This is a genomic window from Deltaproteobacteria bacterium (assembly GCA_016875225.1).
In the GTDB taxonomy this organism is placed as follows: domain Bacteria; phylum Myxococcota_A; class UBA9160; order SZUA-336; family SZUA-336; genus VGRW01.
Genome location: VGRW01000003.1, coordinates 66,809 through 82,399 on the forward strand (window position 1 = coordinate 66,809; position 15,591 = coordinate 82,399).

The following is a 15,591-nucleotide window of genomic DNA, read 5'->3' on the forward strand; positions in this document are numbered from 1 at the left end:
GCTACGCGAAGACGACGACCGCCTCTCCGGGCGTGGTCTTCTTGCCCTGCGCGTCCTCGGTCCAGATCTCGACCTGCGCGAGCTTCTTCCCGCCCTCCTCCCACTTCCGCTTCACGGTGCCGCGGCAGCGGATCGGCTGGTCGGGCATGTCCATGCCGCGGTACTGGCACGAGATCTTCTGGATCCGGCCGTTGTGTCCGAGCCAGTTCGAGACCAGCTCGCCGAGCGAGGCGTACTTGAAGCGACCGTGCACGATGATCGAGCCGATCTGCTTGGCCTGCGGGAAGTTCGGATCGTGGTGCAGCGGATTGAAATCGCCCGAGCCGGCGGCGTACTTCACGAGCTGCGTGACGCCCGGCTGCTTGTCGAGCCCGGGTAGCGTCTGACCTTCCTGGATGCTCTGCCATGTGACTGCCATGTCGTCTCCCGTTCCTAGTAGAAGATCGCCTGCGCGCGCTGACGCGCGACGAGCTTTCCGGTCTGCTGGTTGGTGTAGGTCGTCTCGCTGGTCGTGATCAGCATCTTTCCCAGGCCCTTGCTCTCGCGGACGTCGAGCCCCGCGACCTTGCTCACCACGACGAGATTGTCGCCGGCGCAGATCTGGTCGAAGTACTCGGTCTCGGTGCCACCATCGAGCAGGCCCGGGAGCCCGTGCTTCACGGACGGCTGATTCTCGGTCGGTCCGCTGAACGTGTCGCTCGAGCGCCCGGGGATGAACACGGGCGTTCCCAGGTACGTGGGCGGCGCCGGCAGGCTGCGATAGCCGGCCTTACGCGCCGCGTCGACGTCGAAGTAGACGGGGTCGGTGTAGCCGACGCCGCGCGCGAACATGCGCACGCTGGTCGTCGTCACCTCGTGGATCCAGGGCGGAGACTCCTTGCCGATCTGCGCCTTCATCTCGTCGGTGATCACGATCTCCTGGGCCATTCGCAGCGCTCCTTCGTGCCGGGCCGTGGCGTCCCGATCGCGGAAGTGTAAACCAGAAGCCCGAGGGAGTTCCCAGCCGATGAGTCGACCGCGAAACGGTGCCCTGCTCACGCCCGCGCAGGTGCTCGAGAAGCATCACGGCGGTCCGAAGAGCGGCGTGTTCACCGACGGAGCCTGCGAGGGCAATCCCGGACCCGGAGGCTGGGGCTTCGTCTGGGTCGACGACGATCGCGTCGTGGTCGAGAAGCACGGCAGCGATCCCGCGACGACGAACAACCGCATGGAGCTCACGGCCCTGATCGAGGCCTTCCGTGCGCTTCCCGACGACGCGCGCACGACGGTGTTCTCCGATAGCGAGCTCTGCGTGAAGACGGTGAACGAGTGGGCCGCGGGATGGGAGCGCAACGGCTGGAAGCGCAAGACCGGGCCGATCGCGAACCTCGAGCTCGTGCAGACCCTGTACCGGCTCGCCCGCGCGCATCCGCGCGTGGAGCTGCGCTGGATTCGCGCCCACGACGGCTCGCGCTGGAACGAGTACGTCGACGCGCTGGCGAACAGCTTCCTGCGCGAGCGCTGAGCGGCGCCCCGGCCTCAGACCGGAATCAGCGCTCCGCGCACGCCCTCGCTCTCCGGGCGGGTGAGCCAGTGGATCACCTCGGCGATCCGCGCGGGCGCAGTCCAGCTCGAAAAATCCGCGTCGGGCATCGCCGCCCGGTTGGCCGGCGTGTCGATGGTCGCCGGCACGACCGCGTTCGCTCGAACGCCGCTGGCCGCTAGCTCGCGCTGCAGCGTCAGGGTCAGCGCGTGCACGCCGGACTTCGCCGCGGCGTACGCGGCCAGACCGGCCGGGCACTCGTACGCGGCGCGCGAGCCGACGTTCACGATCGAGCCGCGCCCGCGCGCGAGCATTCCGGGCAGGACCGCCCGGCTCATCGCGACCGCGGTCCGCAGGTTGATCCGGAGCATCCGCTCCCAGACGTCGAGCTCCGTCTCGTGAACACCGGTGCCGCCCGTGAACCCGCCCACGCCGTTCACCAGAACCTCCGCTCCGGGAAGCGCCTCCGCGGCGGCCCGGGCGCCCGATTCCTCGGTCAGGTCGGCTCGCACCAGGACCAGGCGGCCCGCGGCCAGGGCGCGGGCCTCTTCGGCCTCGATCGCGTCGCGCTCGCTCGCGACGATCCACGGCACCACGACCCGGTCACCGGCCGCCAGGAACCGGGCCAGGTTGGCGCGGCCTAACGCACCGCTTCCACCCGTCACGATGACCACGCGATCTGACTGAGCTTCTTTCATGGAAGTCAGAGTACCCGAATGCCCTCGCGGCGTTACGGCCGGATCCCCCTGCGGGTCGGAGGCCAGAAAACCCCTTTACTCCGGAGCCGTTCTCTTCTATATCCAGTCTTGAATTTCCTTGAACTCCCCGGTTCGCGTCCCCCGACGCATCCAGTCGACACAGGAGAGGCGATGAGTGCTCCGGCCGAGTCCGTTCTGCGCCCCGGTCCCGGCCTGGCGGCCGGGCTGCGCGAGGTCGCCCTGCCCGATGCGGCGGCACAGAACGGGAAGGAAGCGGGCTACTTCCTGGTGGAGGACGGCGGAACGTTCCGCCAGGTTCGGCTGCGCGGCGACTCGCGCGTCTGGGAATGGCCGGGGGTGTACGAGCAGCTGGTTCGAACGCTGTTGCGCGGCAATGCGCCGGGCGCGCTGAGCCACATGCTCGATCGACAGCTGCGGGCCGCCGGCAAGAGCGCCGCGGATCTGCGCGTGATCGACCTCGGCGCGGGCAACGGCTGGATGGGCGAGGAGCTCGCCTCGCTGGGAATTCCGATGGTGATCGGAATCGACTCGGTGAACGCCGCGGTGCTCGCGGCGGAACGCGATCACCCGGACGTGTACCAGAGCTACCTGCTGCTCGACATGCGGCGGCTCTCCGAGGCGCAGCGCGACGACCTGATGAACTACGACTTCAACTGTCTCGTCTGCGTCGACGCGCTCGCCGCCGACGAGCCCGCGCCGAACGCCTTCACCGAGGCGTTCAATCTGCTCGCGCCCGATGGCTGGGTCGCCTTCCACCTGAACGCGGAGACCGCCGAGGGCGGCCGGGATTCCCGCTTCGCGCGCACGGTTCACCGGATGATCCAGAGCGGCGCGATGAACGTGGCGACCCAGCAGCGCTACCGGCACCGCTTCACGACCTACGGCGCTCCGCTCTTCCACGTCGGAGTCATCGCCCGGAAGGTGCGGGACTTCGAGCCTTAGCGGGGCCCGGCCGGGCGAAGCCCGGCCACCCGCACTTCGCTCGGCTTCGCCTCGCTGCGCGGCGCGCCTTCGGCGCGCCTTGCGGTCTCGCACCGGGCGCGCGTTCGCTCTCGTTTCAGAGGTCGAGAGAGTGGTAGAGGCCGGTGCTCTTGAAGCCGCGGCGCTCGTAGTAGGGGCGGGTTCCGACGGCGGAGATGACGGCGAGGCGGGGGAAGCCGGCGGCGCGCGCGAGGTCGGCGGCGCGCGCGAGGAGCCGCTGGCCCAGACCGCGGTGCTGGGCGTGGCCGGCGGCGTGCCGGCCCAGCGGCGCAAGCGCCCCGTAGACGTGGAGTTCGCGGAGCAGAGCCGCACCGCGCAGCTCCTCGAGCCAGGCCGGCTCGCCCGGCAGCCAGAGGCGAGCGAACCCGAGCAACCGCTCGGACGGCGTCTCGAGCTCGATGAAGTGCTCGCGGCCACCTGCCGCGGCGTACGCGGTCTCGCGCAACCGCGCCTCCATGTCTTCCGGCGATTCGGCCCGCACCTCGCGCGCGCGGATGTCGCTCGAGGCGCGGCCGGTCTCGCGCAGACGCGCATCGGCGAGCTCGCGCAGGTTCGCGGTCGTGCTCCCGGCCACGATGTCCTTCGCCGAGATGTCCCGCACGATCCGGGTCAGGCGAGTCCAGCGCGGAGTTCGCGCGATGCAGTCCGCGAGCAGCGAGACCAGCTCCTCGTCCGTGTACGGCCGCCACTCTCCGCGGCGCCAGCTCGCGCCGAGATCGGCGCCGTCGACCAGAACGCACGGGTAGATCTTCAGCTCGTCCGGACGGAGCTCCGGATCCTCGAAGAGGCGGGCGAAGTCGCGTCGATCCTCCGCCGGCGAGGATCCGAGCAGGTTGGGCATCCAGTGCGCGTGCAGCTTGAATCCGGCGCTGCGCAGGCGCCGCATCGCCTCGCGCGCCTCGCGCACGCCGTGGCCCCGCTCGTTCAGCGCGAGGATGTCGTCGGAGAGGCTCTGCAGACCGAGCTGGATCTTGGTCGCGCCGAGCCTGCGCAGATCGATCACCTCGCGCTCCGAGACGAGATCAGGGCGCGTCTCCAGCGACAGCCCGACGCAGCGGAGCGCGGCGCGCTCGTTCGCACCGTGCTCGGCCTCGAGCTCGATCCAGCTCGCGCGCTCCGAGCGGTCCGGCTCGGATGCGGCGTCTCCGAAGCGATTCAACGCCTCGAAGCAGCGCTTCACGAACCAGATCCGGTACGGGAGCGGGTACGCGGACCAGGTGCCGCCGAGTACGATCAGCTCGACCTTGTCCACCTCGTGGCCGATCGCGCGGTAGTCCCGCAGCCGGCCGGCCGTCTGCTCGAACGGATCGAAGCCATACTGCGCGGCGCGCTGGCAGCCGGGCTCGGCGGAGAGGTAGCTCTTGGGCATGCGCGCGTCGGTCGGACAGAAGATGCAGCGACCCGGACAGGGATGGGGCTTCGTGAAGACGGTGACCGGAGCGACACCGGAGAGCGTACGGATGCGCCTGCGCCGCAGCCGCTCGGCGAGCTCCGCCTCGCGACCCCCGAGCGCGAGCTTCGCCCCGAACTCCGCCAGACCCGCGAGAAGCTGCGAGCGCGAGAAGAGCCCGTTCCCTGCGCGCGGGTGGCGCCGCAGCAGCGCCTCGAGCGCGCGCTCGTCGAAGCCCGGCAGCTCCGCAAGCTCGCGCAGGACCGACACGAGCCCGGCCTCGTGTGCCCGCGGATCGAACTCCCTGCGGCTCGAGTGCAACGGAACCCCCAGATGAATCTGCCGTGAACCAGACCACCGCGATCGCGCTGGCCGCCCTGAACCGGGATTTCTACCGCGAGTCCGCCGCCGAGTTCGCCCGGACGAGGAGCGCGCCGTGGCCCGGCTGGCACGAGATTCTGCCTCTCCTCCGCGGCCGCCCGCGCGCTTCGATCCTCGACGCGGGCTGTGGGAACGGCCGCTTTGCGAGCTTCCTCTGCGACGCGCTCGGCGCTCCCTTTCTGTACTGCGGGATCGACTCGAGCGCACCCCTTCTGGCGCTGGCCGCGAGCGCGCTCGCGCACGTGCCCGGGGTTCGCCTGCTGCAGACGGACCTCGTGCTCGAGCCGCCGGAACGGGCGCTCCCGGCCGAGCGTTTCGACCTGGTCGCCGCGTTCGGCCTGCTCCACCACGTTCCCGGCGAGTCGCGCCGCCGCGAGCTGATCCGCGCGCTCGCCGCGCGCGTCGAGGAGGGCGGCTTCCTGGCGCTCACGTTCTGGGACTTCGGTGGCGAGCCCCGCTTCGAGCGGAAGGCATTGCGCGAGATCCCGGCGGAGCTGTCGGGCCAGCTCGAGCCCGGCGACGTCCTGCTGCGCTGGGGATCCGACGACTCCTCCCGGCTCCGCTACTGCCACCACACCGACGCTGCGGAAGAGACGCGCCTGCTCGCCGGGCTTCCGCTCGCGCCGCGGCTCGCGTTCTCGAGCGACGGCGCGACGGGCCGCCTGAACCGCTACCGGGTCTTCGAGCGGCTTTGACTCGGCAGCGGCCCTGACAAACAATCGCGCGGATGAGTTCCAGGACCTCGATCTCCCGGCTCGACCCGCCGACGCGACGCGAGCTGCGCAAGGCGCAAACACGCCGCCAGCTTCTCGACGCGGCGCGAAGCCTGTTCGTGAAGCGCGGCTACGACGCCACGCGCCCGCAGGACATCGCGCGCGCCGCGGCCGTCGCGACCGGGACCTTCTACCTGCACTTCGAAGACAAGCGCGACGCGTTCCTCGCCTTCACCGACGAGGCCGCGGCCGAGCTCATGGAATGCGTGCGCGCGCACGCGACCGCGGGCGACTTCGCCGGCCGGCTGCGGCAATCGCTGGAGGCGATCCTGGAGTACTCGGAGCGGCACCCGGGCGTGCTTCCGGCCGCGTTCGCGGACGCGAGCGTGATCGCGGCCGGCGCGAGCGAAGGGGCCTGCCTGCGCGACCGGCTGGCGCTCTCGCTCGCGCAGTCGCTTCGCGAGGGGATGCAGCGCGGCGACCTCAGAGGCGACTACGATCCGGCCGTGATCGCGCACGCGATCGTGGGCTTGGTGCAGCAGGGTCTCCGCTACGGAACCCACGCAGGCATCGAGCGCGGCCCGCTGCTCGAAGACCTGGTCCGCTTCTGCGCGCGCGCGCTCGTGAGCGACGGGCGCTCCTGACGCTCGCGAGCCGCACGGCGGCTCAGCCCAGCGGAAATCCGAGCACCGCTTCGAGCTCGGCGATGGCCTGCTCCGCGGAGTCGACCTTGATCGTGTGCATGCCGAGCGCGCGCGCCGCCTTGAGATTCGCGCCGATGTCGTCCAGGAAGATCGAGGCCTCGGGCGCGACGCCGAGCGCGTCGCACGCGTACCGGTAGATGCGCGGGTCCGGCTTGCGCAGGCCGACCACCGCGGACTCCACGAAGGCGTCGAAGAGCCCGCGCAGCTCCTGGCCAAGGCGACTCGCGGCGGGCTCCTCCGCGACCCAGTTGTTCGTCAGCGCGCCGACGCGCAGGCCGCGCACACGGATCGCGCGGATCGCCGCGATCATGCGCGGCCGCGGCTCGCTCGCGCCGCGGATCGCCTCCATCATCCGCGCCGCCGATATCGCCTGCCCCGCCTCGGCGCAGTCGCGCTCGAATTCCGGCACCCACTCCTCGACGCGAAGCTCGCCGCGCTCGAGCCGGGACCACGCGCCCTGCGGCCCGGTCGAAACGACGACGCGATTCACGAAGCCCGCCGGGATTTGCGCCTCGCGCTCGTAGCGCGCGATCGCGTGGAGAGGCGAGTCGAGCACGACTCCCCCGAGGTCGAAGATCACCGCGTCGCGTGGCATGCGCGGCGATCATATCCCGCGGAGATCGCCCGCTGCGCTGGCGGCGCGAGAGCGGAGCGGCTACGCATCCTGCAGGGGGTGGGTGTGAGAGAGCACCGGATCCGAGCCTGCGCGGGCGCCCTCATCGTGTGCGCGCTGCTCTGCGCGAGCCGTGCCGGCGCCGAGGCCGAAGCCGAATCCGATGCGCCGGAGCGCTCGACCGGCGAGCTCGCGTGGACGATCGCCGCGTACCTTCCGAACCGGCTCTTCGATCTCTGCGACGTCGTGCGGCTGCGCGTTCGCGTCGGCTCGGGCTTCGCCGTCGGCGCGCGCGTCACCCGCTACGTGCCGCTCTTCGCGGGCGACTACCAGGCGCTCTGGCTGGGACTGCCCGGTCCGCGCGGCCGCGCGCGTCTGCCGCTTCCCGTGGGAACCGAGGGGCAGAGCGGCTTCGACGCGGGGCTCGCGCAGCTCGGCAGCGCGTCGAACGCCCCCGAGTACGGCGCGGGCGAGGTCGGCGCGGGCGCGATGCTCTACCTGGTCGGCATCGACGTCGGCGTGGACGTCTGGGAGCTGGTCGACTTCGCCGCGGGCGTGGCGACGCTCGATCTCGCGCACGACGACTTCTGACTCTCGCGGGCTCATCCGTTAGCATCGCAGCCTCGGAGGCGCTCTTGAACGAGAAGGCGCGATGAAGTACCGGCGGCTCGGCGCGAGCGGCCTGTGCGTCTCGGAGATCGCGCTCGGCTCGTGGCTCACGCTCGGCGGCAGCGTCGATGCGGCGGCGAGCGAGCGGATCGCGCGCCACGCGTTCGACCTGGGCGTGAATCTCTTCGACTCCGCCGATGCGTACTCCGGCGGAGAGGCGGAGCGCGCGCTCGGCCGCGCGCTCTCGGGTCTGCCGCGAACGCGTCTGGTGCTCGCGACCAAGTGCTTCTTCCCGATGTCCGACGACCCGAACGACCGCGGGCTCTCGCGCAAGCACGTCTTCGAGAGCGTCGAGGGGTCGCTTCGCCGCCTCGGCACCGACTACCTCGATCTGCACCAGTGTCACCGCGCGGATCCCGAGACCCCGCTCGAGGAGACGGTCCGCGCGTACGAAGACCTGATCCGCCAGGGCAAGATCCTGTACTGGGGCGTCTCGGAGTGGAGCGAAGACCTGGTCGCGCGCGCGTGTCGGATCGCGGACGCGACCGGCGGCTACCGGCCGATCTCGAACCAGCCGCAGTACTCGCTCCTGCGACGAGACGTCGAGCGCGACCTGCTCGGCGCGCATGCGCGCCTGGGCCTGGGCCAGATCGTCTGGAGCCCGCTCGCGCAGGGAGTTCTGACCGGGAAGTACGCCGGCGGCGCGCGCCCGGAGGGGAGCGGGATCACGATCGCCGCGCGAGCGCGCTTTCTCGAGGCGCTGCTCTCGGAGCAGAACCTGGCGCGCGTCGACCGGATGCGGCCGCTCGCGGAGGAGCTCGGCGTGACCGCGGCGCAGCTCTCGCTCGCGTGGTGCCTGCGCCGGCCCGAGGTCGCGAGCGTGATCGTCGGCGCGACGCGCGCGGAGCAGCTCGACGAGAATGCGCTCGCCTCCGGACTCGTCCTGCCTCGGACGACGCTGCGCCGGCTCGCGCGGATCTTCCCGCGCTGATCAGTACGAGCCGCGAAGCCGGAGCGCCTGGAACAGCTCCTCGCCCGCGGCGGCGAGCGTCACCCGGTACGCGCGAGCGCTGCCCACCACCCACCACTGCGCGGCCGGCGATTCCGCGAAGCGCGCGTAGCGCTCGAGGTCGGCAGTCGAGATCCAGCGCAGCGCGTAGAGATTCCAGCGCAGCACCTGATCCTCTCCCAGCGCGTAGAGCCCCGGCTCCTCTCCGGCGTAGCGCTGGCGCAGCGCGCGAATCGGCCCGGCCGATTCCGGGGGAAGGCTCTCGCCGAGCGAGCCGAGCCCCGCGTCGAGCATCGCCCGGTTCAGCCAGACGGCGGTCTGCGAGGTGAGCAGCGCGCGGTCGATCCGGCGCAGCAGCTCCACGCGCGCGCTCGAGTGCCGCGCGAGCTCGAAGCCGCGGCTCCATTCCTGGAACTTCGCGAGCGTACGGGCGTCGCGCCGGGTGGACTGCGCGCGCAGGATGCGATTGCCGAGCCAGGACTCGTGGAACTCGAGAAGCTCGCGCGCGGCGTCGGGATCCCAGGACGCCGACACGCTCGTCGCCATCCGGTCGAAGAGCCGCTGCGGGGCATAGGCGCGCCGGATCGCCGCGCGAAGCGCGTCCGACCGCGACGCATCCACGCCCGCGCCCAGCGACTCCACCGAAGTCAGAAGGGCCGGACCCCAGCTCGCGAGCTCGAGCTCGCTCTGCTGCGCCCTGAGCAGCGCCCGCGCCCCGATCCCCGGCCGCTCGACCGCCTCGGCCATGTCGTCGGGGAGCTCGACCGCCGGACCGTACAGCCAGCTGCATCCCGCGAGCCCGAGCCAGATCGCGACGCACGTGACCAGCCGCGCCAGCCGAATGTGTCGAGCGGGACGAGTCTCCATCGAACCCATCTTCGGCGCGCGCGCGCGGCGGCTATACACCGCGCCGGCGGCGGGAATGAGATGATCGGGGGCGCAAGGGAGGCGCACACGGATGGAGCCGCAAGTGGTCCGCTACGAAGTCGACGGCGCCGTCGCGCTGGTCACGCTCGATCGCCCTCGCTACCGAAACGCACAGAGCTGGCAGATGCTCGACCAGCTCGACGCCGCGCTCGACCGCGCCTGCGCCGACAAGGCCGTGAAGGTCGCGATCGTGCGCGGTGAGGGCGCGCACTTCTCCGCCGGCCACGACCTCGGAACGCCGGAGCAGATCGAGGACCGCAAGCTGCGCGGAATTCCCGACACCGGCCTGCTCGAGTACGAGACGTTCCGGAGGTACAACCTCGACTACACGCTGAAGTGGCGCAACCTGCCCAAGCCCACCGTCGCGATGGTGCGCGGCTACTGCATCTACGGCGGCTGGATGATCGCGGCGGCGATGGACGTGGTCTTCGCCTCGCCCGATGCTCGCTTCCTCGCCGGACAGGTCGAGTACTTCTCGATCCCATGGGACGTCGGCGCGCGCAAAGCGAAGGAGCTGCTTTTCGAGTCGCGCTTCATCGGCGCCGAGGAGGCGCGCGAGCTCGGCTTGGTGAATCGCGTGATTGCCAGCGAGGACCTCGAGCGAGAGACGGTCGCCTGGGCCAAGCGCGTGGCCGACCAGCCGCACGGCGCCCTGCGCATGGCGAAGCTCGCGATCAACAAGGTCCAGGACCTGCAGGGCTTCAGCAGCTCGATGGAGGGCGCCTTCGCCGATTTCCTGGTGCTCGCGCAGATGGGCGGCCATCCGCGAAAGCCCGCCGAGAACCGTCGGCTCGGCGGCGTCGACCTCGCTCTTCGCGGTGCGCGCGGCGAGCGAGAGTCGTGAGACACTGACGGCACGAACCGAGCGGGAGTGGCTGCGATGGCGGGTCTGGTGCTTCGCGACGACAGCGAGGGCGTGGCCGTGCTGACGCTCAACCGCCCCGAGGTGCTGAACGCGCTCTCGCCGAAGCTCTTCGAGGAGCTGCGCGCGCACGTCGACCGCCTGGCCGACGAGACCGGGTCCGTGGGCTGCGTGGTGCTGCAGGGCGCCGGACGCTCGTTCTCGGCCGGCAACGACCTGAACGCGATCCGCGCCGGCGAGCGCGCGCCGTCGCCGCACTTCCAGGCGGAGACGCTCGAGGCGATCGAGCGCCTGCCGCAGCCGGTGATCGCCGCCGTTCAGGGCCACTGCTACACCGGCGCGCTCGAGCTCGTGCTGGCCTGCGATCTTCTCGTCGTCGCGGAGTCGGCGAAGCTCGCCGACACGCACGGCAAGTGGGGAATGACGCCGACCTGGGGCATGAGCCAGCGCCTGCCGCGCCGGATCGGGGGGCTTCGCGCGAAGGAGCTGATGTTCAGCGGCCGCGCGGTCACGGGGCGTGAAGCGGTCGCGATCGGGCTCGCCAACGCCTGCGTTCCGGACGCCGAGCTCGCGGCGCACGCGCTCGGGCTGGCGCGCGAGATCGCGGCCAACTCCTGGTTCACGCTCCGCACCGAGAAGAAGCTGCTGCGCGAGGGGCAGGACCTGCCCGCCAGCCAGGCGCTCGCCTACGAGCGCGCGAACAGCCCGGGCGCCGGGCCCGACATGGCCAAGCGCCTGGAGTCGTTCGGTGCCGGAGGGAAGAAGCGCTAGCAGCCCGTGCAGGGCAGCTGCTTCTGCCGCCAGCCGCTCATGTCGCCCTCGAGGTGGCGCAGGTCGGCGAAGCCCGCGTCCTCGAGTGTGCCGAGCGCGCGGAAGGCGCGCGGACCGCGCTCGCAGTAGACCACCACCTGCCGGTCGCGCGACGGTCCGAGCTCGTCGATGCGCTCCTCGACCTGGTCGTACGGCAGGTTCACGGCCCCGGGAATGTGCCCGGCCGCGAACTCCTTGGGCGAGCGCACATCGAGCACGAGCGGCGCGTCGCTCGCCTCCATCCGCGCGAGCAGCTCCTGGTCCGAGATCGACGGCACGCCGAAGCCGCAGCCCGTCGAGAGGCCAAGAGCGAGCGCGGCGGCGTAGAATGCAGGCCGCGAAAAGCGAAGGAGCCGCATCATGCAGGTCGCACCTGTCACCGGACTCGGGGATGAGATCAACGAGATCCGCCTGCGAACCGCCGAGATCGTCACGAAGGAGATCATTCCGAACGAGAACTCGCTGCGCTACGGGGGCCCCGAGAAGCGCCGCGAGCTGTACCAGTCGATCCAGCGCAAGGTGAAGCAGGCGGGGCTCTGGGCGCCGCACCTGCCCGAGGAATACGGCGGGATGGGGATCGGCTTCCTGAAGCACGCCTACATGAACGAGATCCTCGCCTGGAGCCCGTTCTCGTCGGGCCTGTTCGGCTGCCAGGCGCCCAACTCGGGCAACCAGACCATCCTGGTGAAGTACGGCACCGAGGAGCAGAAGAAGAAGTGGCTCGAGCCGCTGGTGCGCGGCGAGATCGAGTCCTGCTTCTCGATGACCGAGCCGAACCAACCCGGCTCCAACCCGTACGCGATCAAGACCCGCGCGGTGCGCGACGGGAACGACTGGGTGATCAACGGCCACAAGTGGTTCACGTCCAACGGCCGGCGCGCCGCGTTCGCGATCGTGATGTGCCGCACCGAGGAGGACGGCGGCGAGAGCGGCGTGCGCGATCGCATGACCCAGATCATCGTGCCCACCAACACGCCGGGCTTCAATGTGGTGCGAAGCGTGCCGGTCTGGGGCCACGAGCACGGCGACCACTGCGAGATCATCTACGACAACGTGCGCGTGCCGATCACGAACGCACTCGGGCACCGCGGCAGCGGCCACCAGGCCGCGCAGGACCGGCTCGGCGCGGGACGCGTCTTCCACTGCATGAACGCCGTGGGCCAGATGTGGCGCGCCTTCGACCTGATGGTGCAGCGCTCGATCGAGCGCGAGGTGCACGGCGGCAAGCTCGAGACCAAGCAGTTCATCCAGGGCTTCATCGCCGACTCGTTCATGGACATCCAGAGCGCGCGGCTCATGACGCTGCACTGCGCGCACGTGATGGACGCGGGGGGCGACATCCGCACGATGATCTCGGCGATCAAGATCTTCGTGCCGGCCGCCTTCGAGCGCGTGGTCGACCGCGCGATCCAGGTCTGGGGCGCCGCGGGCGTCTCGAGCGACCTGCCGCTCGAGGCCATGTACAAGGGCGCGCGCACGCTGCGCATCGCCGACGGCCCCGACGAGGTGCACCGGCTGCTGATCGCGAAGAACGTGCTCAAGCGCTACCACGCCGGCGAGTCGTGGGACTTCGGGCTCTAGCATGGCGATCAAGAAGTTCCCGGTCGAGGCGAGCCACATCCTGATGTTCGCGCGCGCGATCAACGACCCGAACCCGATCTACTCCGACGAGGAGGTCGCGAAGAAGTCGGAGCTCGGCGCGATTCCGGCGCCGCCGACGTTCACTCAGGCGTCCGCGCAGTTCGACCCGGACTACTTCCTGCGCCCGAAGATCGGCCAGCCCTGGTTCGGCTCCGCGAAGGAGCCGAGCGGGATCCGGCGCGAGCCGGCCGGCGCGGACGCCTCGGGCGCTTCGCGTCCGAGCGGCGCGGCGGCGGGCGGCCTGCACGCCGAGCAGCACTTCGAGTACCACCGGCCGCTGGTCGCGGGAATGGTGCTCACCGCGAAGACGAAGCCCGGCAAGACCTGGGAGAAGGAGGGCAAGCGCGGCGGCAAGCTGCACTTCTCCGAGTCGATTACGGAGTACTACGACGCGAGCGGCGAGCTCGTGGTGACCGCGCGCGGTGTCGGTGTGCGCACCGAGCGCGTGATCGAGCAGAAGTAGGAGGATTGCAGATGCCGCTTCGAGCCAGCCAGCTTTCGGTCGGCGACGCGCGCGAGGAGGTCGTGATCGAGAACCTCTCGCGCACCCAGCTCGTCATGTACGCGGGCGCCTCGGGCGACTACAACCCGGTGCACACCGACGAGGTCTTCGCGACCAAGGTCGCCGGCTACCCGACGGTGTTCGCGCACGGAATGCTCAGCATGGGCGCGACCGGCCGCATGCTCACCAACTGGGTCGGCGACGGGCGGCTCACCAAGTACGGCGTGCGCTTCGTCGCGCAGGTCTGGCCGGGCGATTCGCTCACCGCGCGCGCGGTGGTCGACGCGATCCGCCACGAGAACGGCGTGGCGCTGGCCGACCTCACCGTCGTGACGGTGAACCAGGACGGGAAGGAAGTCGTCTCCGGCTACGCGTGCGCGCGGCTGGATCCGTAGCGCGAGACGAACCCCAGGTAGGCGTGCACGTCGATCAGGTCCTGCGCGCCCAGAGGAGCCAGCCGCTCGAGAAGCGCTCGCCCCATGCGCAGGTGCTTGTCCCAGGTGCGCGGGTTCGGCTCCACCTGGTAGGCCAGGTCGAAGCGCAGCCGGTCCGCGGCCGGCTTGCTGACCTCGGGCTTGAGCAGCAGGAACGCGTCCGGTCGCGCCAGGAACGGAAGCGCCGTGGCGAGGCTCCACTTCGAGGCCGCGGTCTTCACCGGGAGCGAGAGCTCGGCGACGGTCTCGAGGTAATCGGCGAGCGCCGGACCCGGCTGGTCCGCCAGCCCGAGCAGCTGAAAGAGCGCGGCGAAGAAACCCTTCGCCCCCGCGCCGTCCGCGAGCCCGTCGCGGAGCACCGCGAGCTCGACGCGATTCAGCACACCCGCGCGCTTCGCGACTTCGAGCGCGCGCTTGGCGAGCTCGGGCAGATCGCCGCCTGCGAGCAGCCGCTCGCCCTGCCCGCCGCCGAGTGACTCGACGAAGAGCGCGTGGGCGCCCGCGCGCGGCGCGCGCTCGCGCTCCAGGTAGCTCGGATCCGCGAAGCCGCCCGCGAACTGCCGCACGAGCTCGTCCGCTCCCTGCTGGACCGTGACGCGCGGCTGGCTGACCTGGAACCTCCCCTGCTTGAACGGGGGCAGGTTGTCGAGCCAGAGATCGCTCTGCACGCCCGAGGGCTCTAGCGAGCGAAGCACCATCGTCTTCAGCCCGTCGCCCGGAGCTTCCGCGACCGCGTCGCGAAAGCAGACGACCGCCTTCGCTCCCTCGATCTGCATCACCCGGCCGGGTCCCCACTCGCGCATGCGCGGGTTCTCGACGTAGCTATCGGCCTCGATCGCCGTGGCCAGTGCAGGCTCACTCAAGACGACTCCTCCGCTCGTTCGCATGTCGCGAACGCGAACACGGTCGAGCGTCGATTCGCCCGGACCCCGCCAGCGTAGCGCGCGATCGCGGATTCCGCGCCCCGCATGGCATGATGCGGCGCATATGGCACTGCGCTTGGACGGAAAGGTCGCCCTGATCACGGGCGGCTCTCGGGGAATCGGCAAGGGAATCGCGACCGCATTCGCGCGCGCCGGCGCACAGGTGATGATCACCTCGCGCAAGGCCGAGGGCTGCGAAGCCGCCGCGAAAGAGATCGGGCCGAGCGCCCACTGGGAGACCAGCAACATCGGCCGGCCCGAAGACGCCGAGCGCGTGATCGGCGCGACGCTCGACCGGCTCGGCCGGCTCGACATCCTGGTGAACAACGCCGCCACCAATCCCTACGCCGGCCCGACGATCGACGTCGACCTGCCGCGCTGGGAGAAAACGCTCCAGGTGAACCTGACCGCCCCGCTCTTCTGGACCCAGCTCGCCTGGCGCCGCTTCATGCGCGAGAACGGCGGCGCGATCGTGAACATCTCGAGCGTCGGGGGCCTGGCGACCAACCCGATCCTCGGCGTCTACGACGTCTCGAAGGCCGCGCTGATCCACCTGACCAAGCAGCTCGCCGCCGAGCTCGGCCCGCGCGTGCGCGTGAACGCGATCGCACCCGGCCTGATCCGCACCGACTTCGCGCGCGCACTCTGGGAAGGAGGCCGCGGTGACCAGGTCGCAAAGGCCTACCCGCTGAAGCGCCTCGGCGAGCCCGAAGACGTCGCCGCCGCCGCGCTCTATCTCGCCGACGACGCTTCCAGCGGCTGGGTCACCGGCCACACGATCGTGCTCGACGGCGGCGGCCTGATCGGCTTCCAGAAGGTGGGCTGAGCGAGGCCCGGTCGAGCGCCGTTGC

General features: G+C 70.8%; 20 protein-coding genes. 12 read left to right on the plus strand and 8 right to left on the minus strand.

The features are described from left to right. Position 1 precedes the first annotated feature (1 nt). Entirely contained in the window at positions 2-418 is a 417-nt protein-coding gene (locus FJ108_01570) for a hypothetical protein (protein MBM4334590.1), read from the minus strand. Positions 419-432: 14 nt separating this feature from the next. Beyond that, the gene (locus FJ108_01575; GenBank protein MBM4334591.1) at positions 433-927 is read right to left on the minus strand and encodes a MaoC family dehydratase; all 495 of its coding nucleotides are present in this window, start codon (positions 925-927) and stop codon (positions 433-435) included. Positions 928-1,006: 79 nt separating this feature from the next. On the opposite strand from FJ108_01575, the gene FJ108_01580 reads away from it, so the two are divergent. Continuing rightward, entirely contained in the window at positions 1,007-1,504 is a 498-nt protein-coding gene (locus tag FJ108_01580; GenBank protein ID MBM4334592.1) for a ribonuclease HI, read from the plus strand. 14 nt (positions 1,505-1,518) lie between these two features. Here FJ108_01580 and FJ108_01585 read toward each other — a convergent pair whose 3' ends face one another. Next, positions 1,519-2,220 carry an SDR family NAD(P)-dependent oxidoreductase gene (locus FJ108_01585; protein MBM4334593.1) on the minus strand — a complete coding sequence of 234 codons (702 nt, stop codon included), beginning with the start codon at positions 2,218-2,220 and terminating at the stop codon, positions 1,519-1,521. Positions 2,221-2,238: 18 nt separating this feature from the next. Between FJ108_01585 and FJ108_01590 the strand changes: the two genes are divergently transcribed. After that, positions 2,239-3,183 carry a class I SAM-dependent methyltransferase gene (locus FJ108_01590; protein ID MBM4334594.1) on the plus strand — a complete coding sequence of 315 codons (945 nt, stop codon included), beginning with the start codon at positions 2,239-2,241 and terminating at the stop codon, positions 3,181-3,183. 115 nt (positions 3,184-3,298) lie between these two features. On the opposite strand, the gene FJ108_01595 is transcribed toward FJ108_01590, so the two are convergent. Continuing rightward, positions 3,299-5,200: a tRNA uridine(34) 5-carboxymethylaminomethyl modification radical SAM/GNAT enzyme Elp3 gene (locus FJ108_01595; protein MBM4334595.1), complete on the minus strand. Its 1,902-nt coding sequence runs from the start codon at positions 5,198-5,200 to the stop codon at positions 3,299-3,301. Between FJ108_01595 and FJ108_01600 the strand changes: the two genes are divergently transcribed. Continuing rightward, on the plus strand, positions 4,798-5,688 hold the full coding sequence (locus FJ108_01600) for a class I SAM-dependent methyltransferase (GenBank protein MBM4334596.1): 891 nt from the start codon (positions 4,798-4,800) through the stop codon (positions 5,686-5,688). The genes FJ108_01595 and FJ108_01600 overlap by 403 nt on opposite strands. A gap of 32 nt (positions 5,689-5,720) precedes the next feature. Continuing rightward, complete coding sequence (locus tag FJ108_01605) at positions 5,721-6,350, plus strand: TetR/AcrR family transcriptional regulator (protein ID MBM4334597.1); 630 nt, start codon at positions 5,721-5,723, stop codon at positions 6,348-6,350. A gap of 22 nt (positions 6,351-6,372) precedes the next feature. Here the strand turns inward: FJ108_01605 and FJ108_01610 are convergent, their stop codons facing one another. Further along, positions 6,373-7,005 carry an HAD family phosphatase gene (locus FJ108_01610; GenBank protein MBM4334598.1) on the minus strand — a complete coding sequence of 211 codons (633 nt, stop codon included), beginning with the start codon at positions 7,003-7,005 and terminating at the stop codon, positions 6,373-6,375. Between the two features lie 126 nt (positions 7,006-7,131). Between FJ108_01610 and FJ108_01615 the strand changes: the two genes are divergently transcribed. Continuing rightward, a complete protein-coding gene (locus FJ108_01615; protein ID MBM4334599.1) occupies positions 7,132-7,614 on the plus strand; it encodes a hypothetical protein in 483 nt (160 codons plus the stop codon). Between the two features lie 61 nt (positions 7,615-7,675). Then, positions 7,676-8,623, plus strand: a complete 948-nt coding sequence (locus FJ108_01620; protein MBM4334600.1) for an aldo/keto reductase — start codon at positions 7,676-7,678, stop codon at positions 8,621-8,623. On the opposite strand, the gene FJ108_01625 is transcribed toward FJ108_01620, so the two are convergent. After that, positions 8,624-9,508, minus strand: coding sequence for a hypothetical protein (locus FJ108_01625; protein ID MBM4334601.1), 885 nt, complete (start codon positions 9,506-9,508; stop codon positions 8,624-8,626). It lies immediately after the preceding gene. Between the two features lie 91 nt (positions 9,509-9,599). Here FJ108_01625 and FJ108_01630 point away from each other — a divergent pair, with 91 nt between their 5' ends. Together FJ108_01630 and FJ108_01635 are read left to right on the plus strand one after the other, a co-directional pair. Further along, positions 9,600-10,412: an enoyl-CoA hydratase gene (locus FJ108_01630; protein MBM4334602.1), complete on the plus strand. Its 813-nt coding sequence runs from the start codon at positions 9,600-9,602 to the stop codon at positions 10,410-10,412. Positions 10,413-10,448: 36 nt separating this feature from the next. Further along, positions 10,449-11,201: an enoyl-CoA hydratase/isomerase family protein gene (locus FJ108_01635; protein MBM4334603.1), complete on the plus strand. Its 753-nt coding sequence runs from the start codon at positions 10,449-10,451 to the stop codon at positions 11,199-11,201. On the opposite strand, the gene FJ108_01640 is transcribed toward FJ108_01635, so the two are convergent. Further along, positions 11,198-11,686, minus strand: coding sequence for a rhodanese-like domain-containing protein (locus FJ108_01640; GenBank protein ID MBM4334604.1), 489 nt, complete (start codon positions 11,684-11,686; stop codon positions 11,198-11,200). The two genes, FJ108_01635 and FJ108_01640, sit on opposite strands and share 4 nt — an antisense overlap. Between FJ108_01640 and FJ108_01645 the strand changes: the two genes are divergently transcribed. Genes FJ108_01645 through FJ108_01655 form a run of 3 tightly spaced genes read left to right on the plus strand, consistent with a single transcriptional unit; the run spans position 11,601 to position 13,778 of the window. Beyond that, positions 11,601-12,821, plus strand: coding sequence for an acyl-CoA dehydrogenase (locus FJ108_01645; protein ID MBM4334605.1), 1,221 nt, complete (start codon positions 11,601-11,603; stop codon positions 12,819-12,821). The genes FJ108_01640 and FJ108_01645 overlap by 86 nt on opposite strands. 1 nt (position 12,822) lies before the next feature. Further along, positions 12,823-13,344 (plus strand): MaoC family dehydratase, encoded by a 522-nt coding sequence (locus FJ108_01650; GenBank protein ID MBM4334606.1) that lies wholly within the window; start codon positions 12,823-12,825, stop codon positions 13,342-13,344. An 11-nt stretch (positions 13,345-13,355) separates the two neighbouring features. After that, complete coding sequence (locus tag FJ108_01655; GenBank protein MBM4334607.1) at positions 13,356-13,778, plus strand: acyl dehydratase; 423 nt, start codon at positions 13,356-13,358, stop codon at positions 13,776-13,778. Here the strand turns inward: FJ108_01655 and FJ108_01660 are convergent. Then, positions 13,751-14,680 (minus strand): hypothetical protein, encoded by a 930-nt coding sequence (locus FJ108_01660; protein MBM4334608.1) that lies wholly within the window; start codon positions 14,678-14,680, stop codon positions 13,751-13,753. The two genes, FJ108_01655 and FJ108_01660, sit on opposite strands and share 28 nt — an antisense overlap. Positions 14,681-14,804: 124 nt before the next feature. Between FJ108_01660 and FJ108_01665 the strand changes: the two genes are divergently transcribed. Beyond that, a complete protein-coding gene (locus FJ108_01665; GenBank protein MBM4334609.1) occupies positions 14,805-15,566 on the plus strand; it encodes an SDR family oxidoreductase in 762 nt (253 codons plus the stop codon). Positions 15,567-15,591: the final 25 nt, after the last annotated feature.

Bases quoted from the DNA above. Each gene is read 5' to 3' on its own strand.
- FJ108_01570 (MBM4334590.1), bottom strand. From the start codon at position 418: ATGGCAGTCACATGGCAGAGCATCCAGGAAGGTCAGACGCTACCCGGG.
- FJ108_01575 (MBM4334591.1), bottom strand. From the start codon at position 927: ATGGCCCAGGAGATCGTGATCACCGACGAGATGAAGGCGCAGATCGGC.
- FJ108_01580 (MBM4334592.1), top strand. From the start codon at position 1,007: ATGAGTCGACCGCGAAACGGTGCCCTGCTCACGCCCGCGCAGGTGCTC.
- FJ108_01585 (MBM4334593.1), bottom strand. From the start codon at position 2,220: ATGAAAGAAGCTCAGTCAGATCGCGTGGTCATCGTGACGGGTGGAAGC.
- FJ108_01590 (MBM4334594.1), top strand. From the start codon at position 2,239: ATGCCCTCGCGGCGTTACGGCCGGATCCCCCTGCGGGTCGGAGGCCAG.
- FJ108_01605 (MBM4334597.1), top strand. From the start codon at position 5,721: ATGAGTTCCAGGACCTCGATCTCCCGGCTCGACCCGCCGACGCGACGC.
- FJ108_01610 (MBM4334598.1), bottom strand. From the start codon at position 7,005: ATGCCACGCGACGCGGTGATCTTCGACCTCGGGGGAGTCGTGCTCGAC.
- FJ108_01620 (MBM4334600.1), top strand. From the start codon at position 7,676: ATGAAGTACCGGCGGCTCGGCGCGAGCGGCCTGTGCGTCTCGGAGATC.
- FJ108_01625 (MBM4334601.1), bottom strand. From the start codon at position 9,508: ATGGAGACTCGTCCCGCTCGACACATTCGGCTGGCGCGGCTGGTCACG.
- FJ108_01630 (MBM4334602.1), top strand. From the start codon at position 9,600: ATGGAGCCGCAAGTGGTCCGCTACGAAGTCGACGGCGCCGTCGCGCTG.
- FJ108_01635 (MBM4334603.1), top strand. From the start codon at position 10,449: ATGGCGGGTCTGGTGCTTCGCGACGACAGCGAGGGCGTGGCCGTGCTG.
- FJ108_01645 (MBM4334605.1), top strand. From the start codon at position 11,601: ATGCAGGTCGCACCTGTCACCGGACTCGGGGATGAGATCAACGAGATC.
- FJ108_01640 (MBM4334604.1), bottom strand. From the start codon at position 11,686: ATGATCTCCTTCGTGACGATCTCGGCGGTTCGCAGGCGGATCTCGTTG.
- FJ108_01650 (MBM4334606.1), top strand. From the start codon at position 12,823: ATGGCGATCAAGAAGTTCCCGGTCGAGGCGAGCCACATCCTGATGTTC.
- FJ108_01655 (MBM4334607.1), top strand. From the start codon at position 13,356: ATGCCGCTTCGAGCCAGCCAGCTTTCGGTCGGCGACGCGCGCGAGGAG.
- FJ108_01665 (MBM4334609.1), top strand. From the start codon at position 14,805: ATGGCACTGCGCTTGGACGGAAAGGTCGCCCTGATCACGGGCGGCTCT.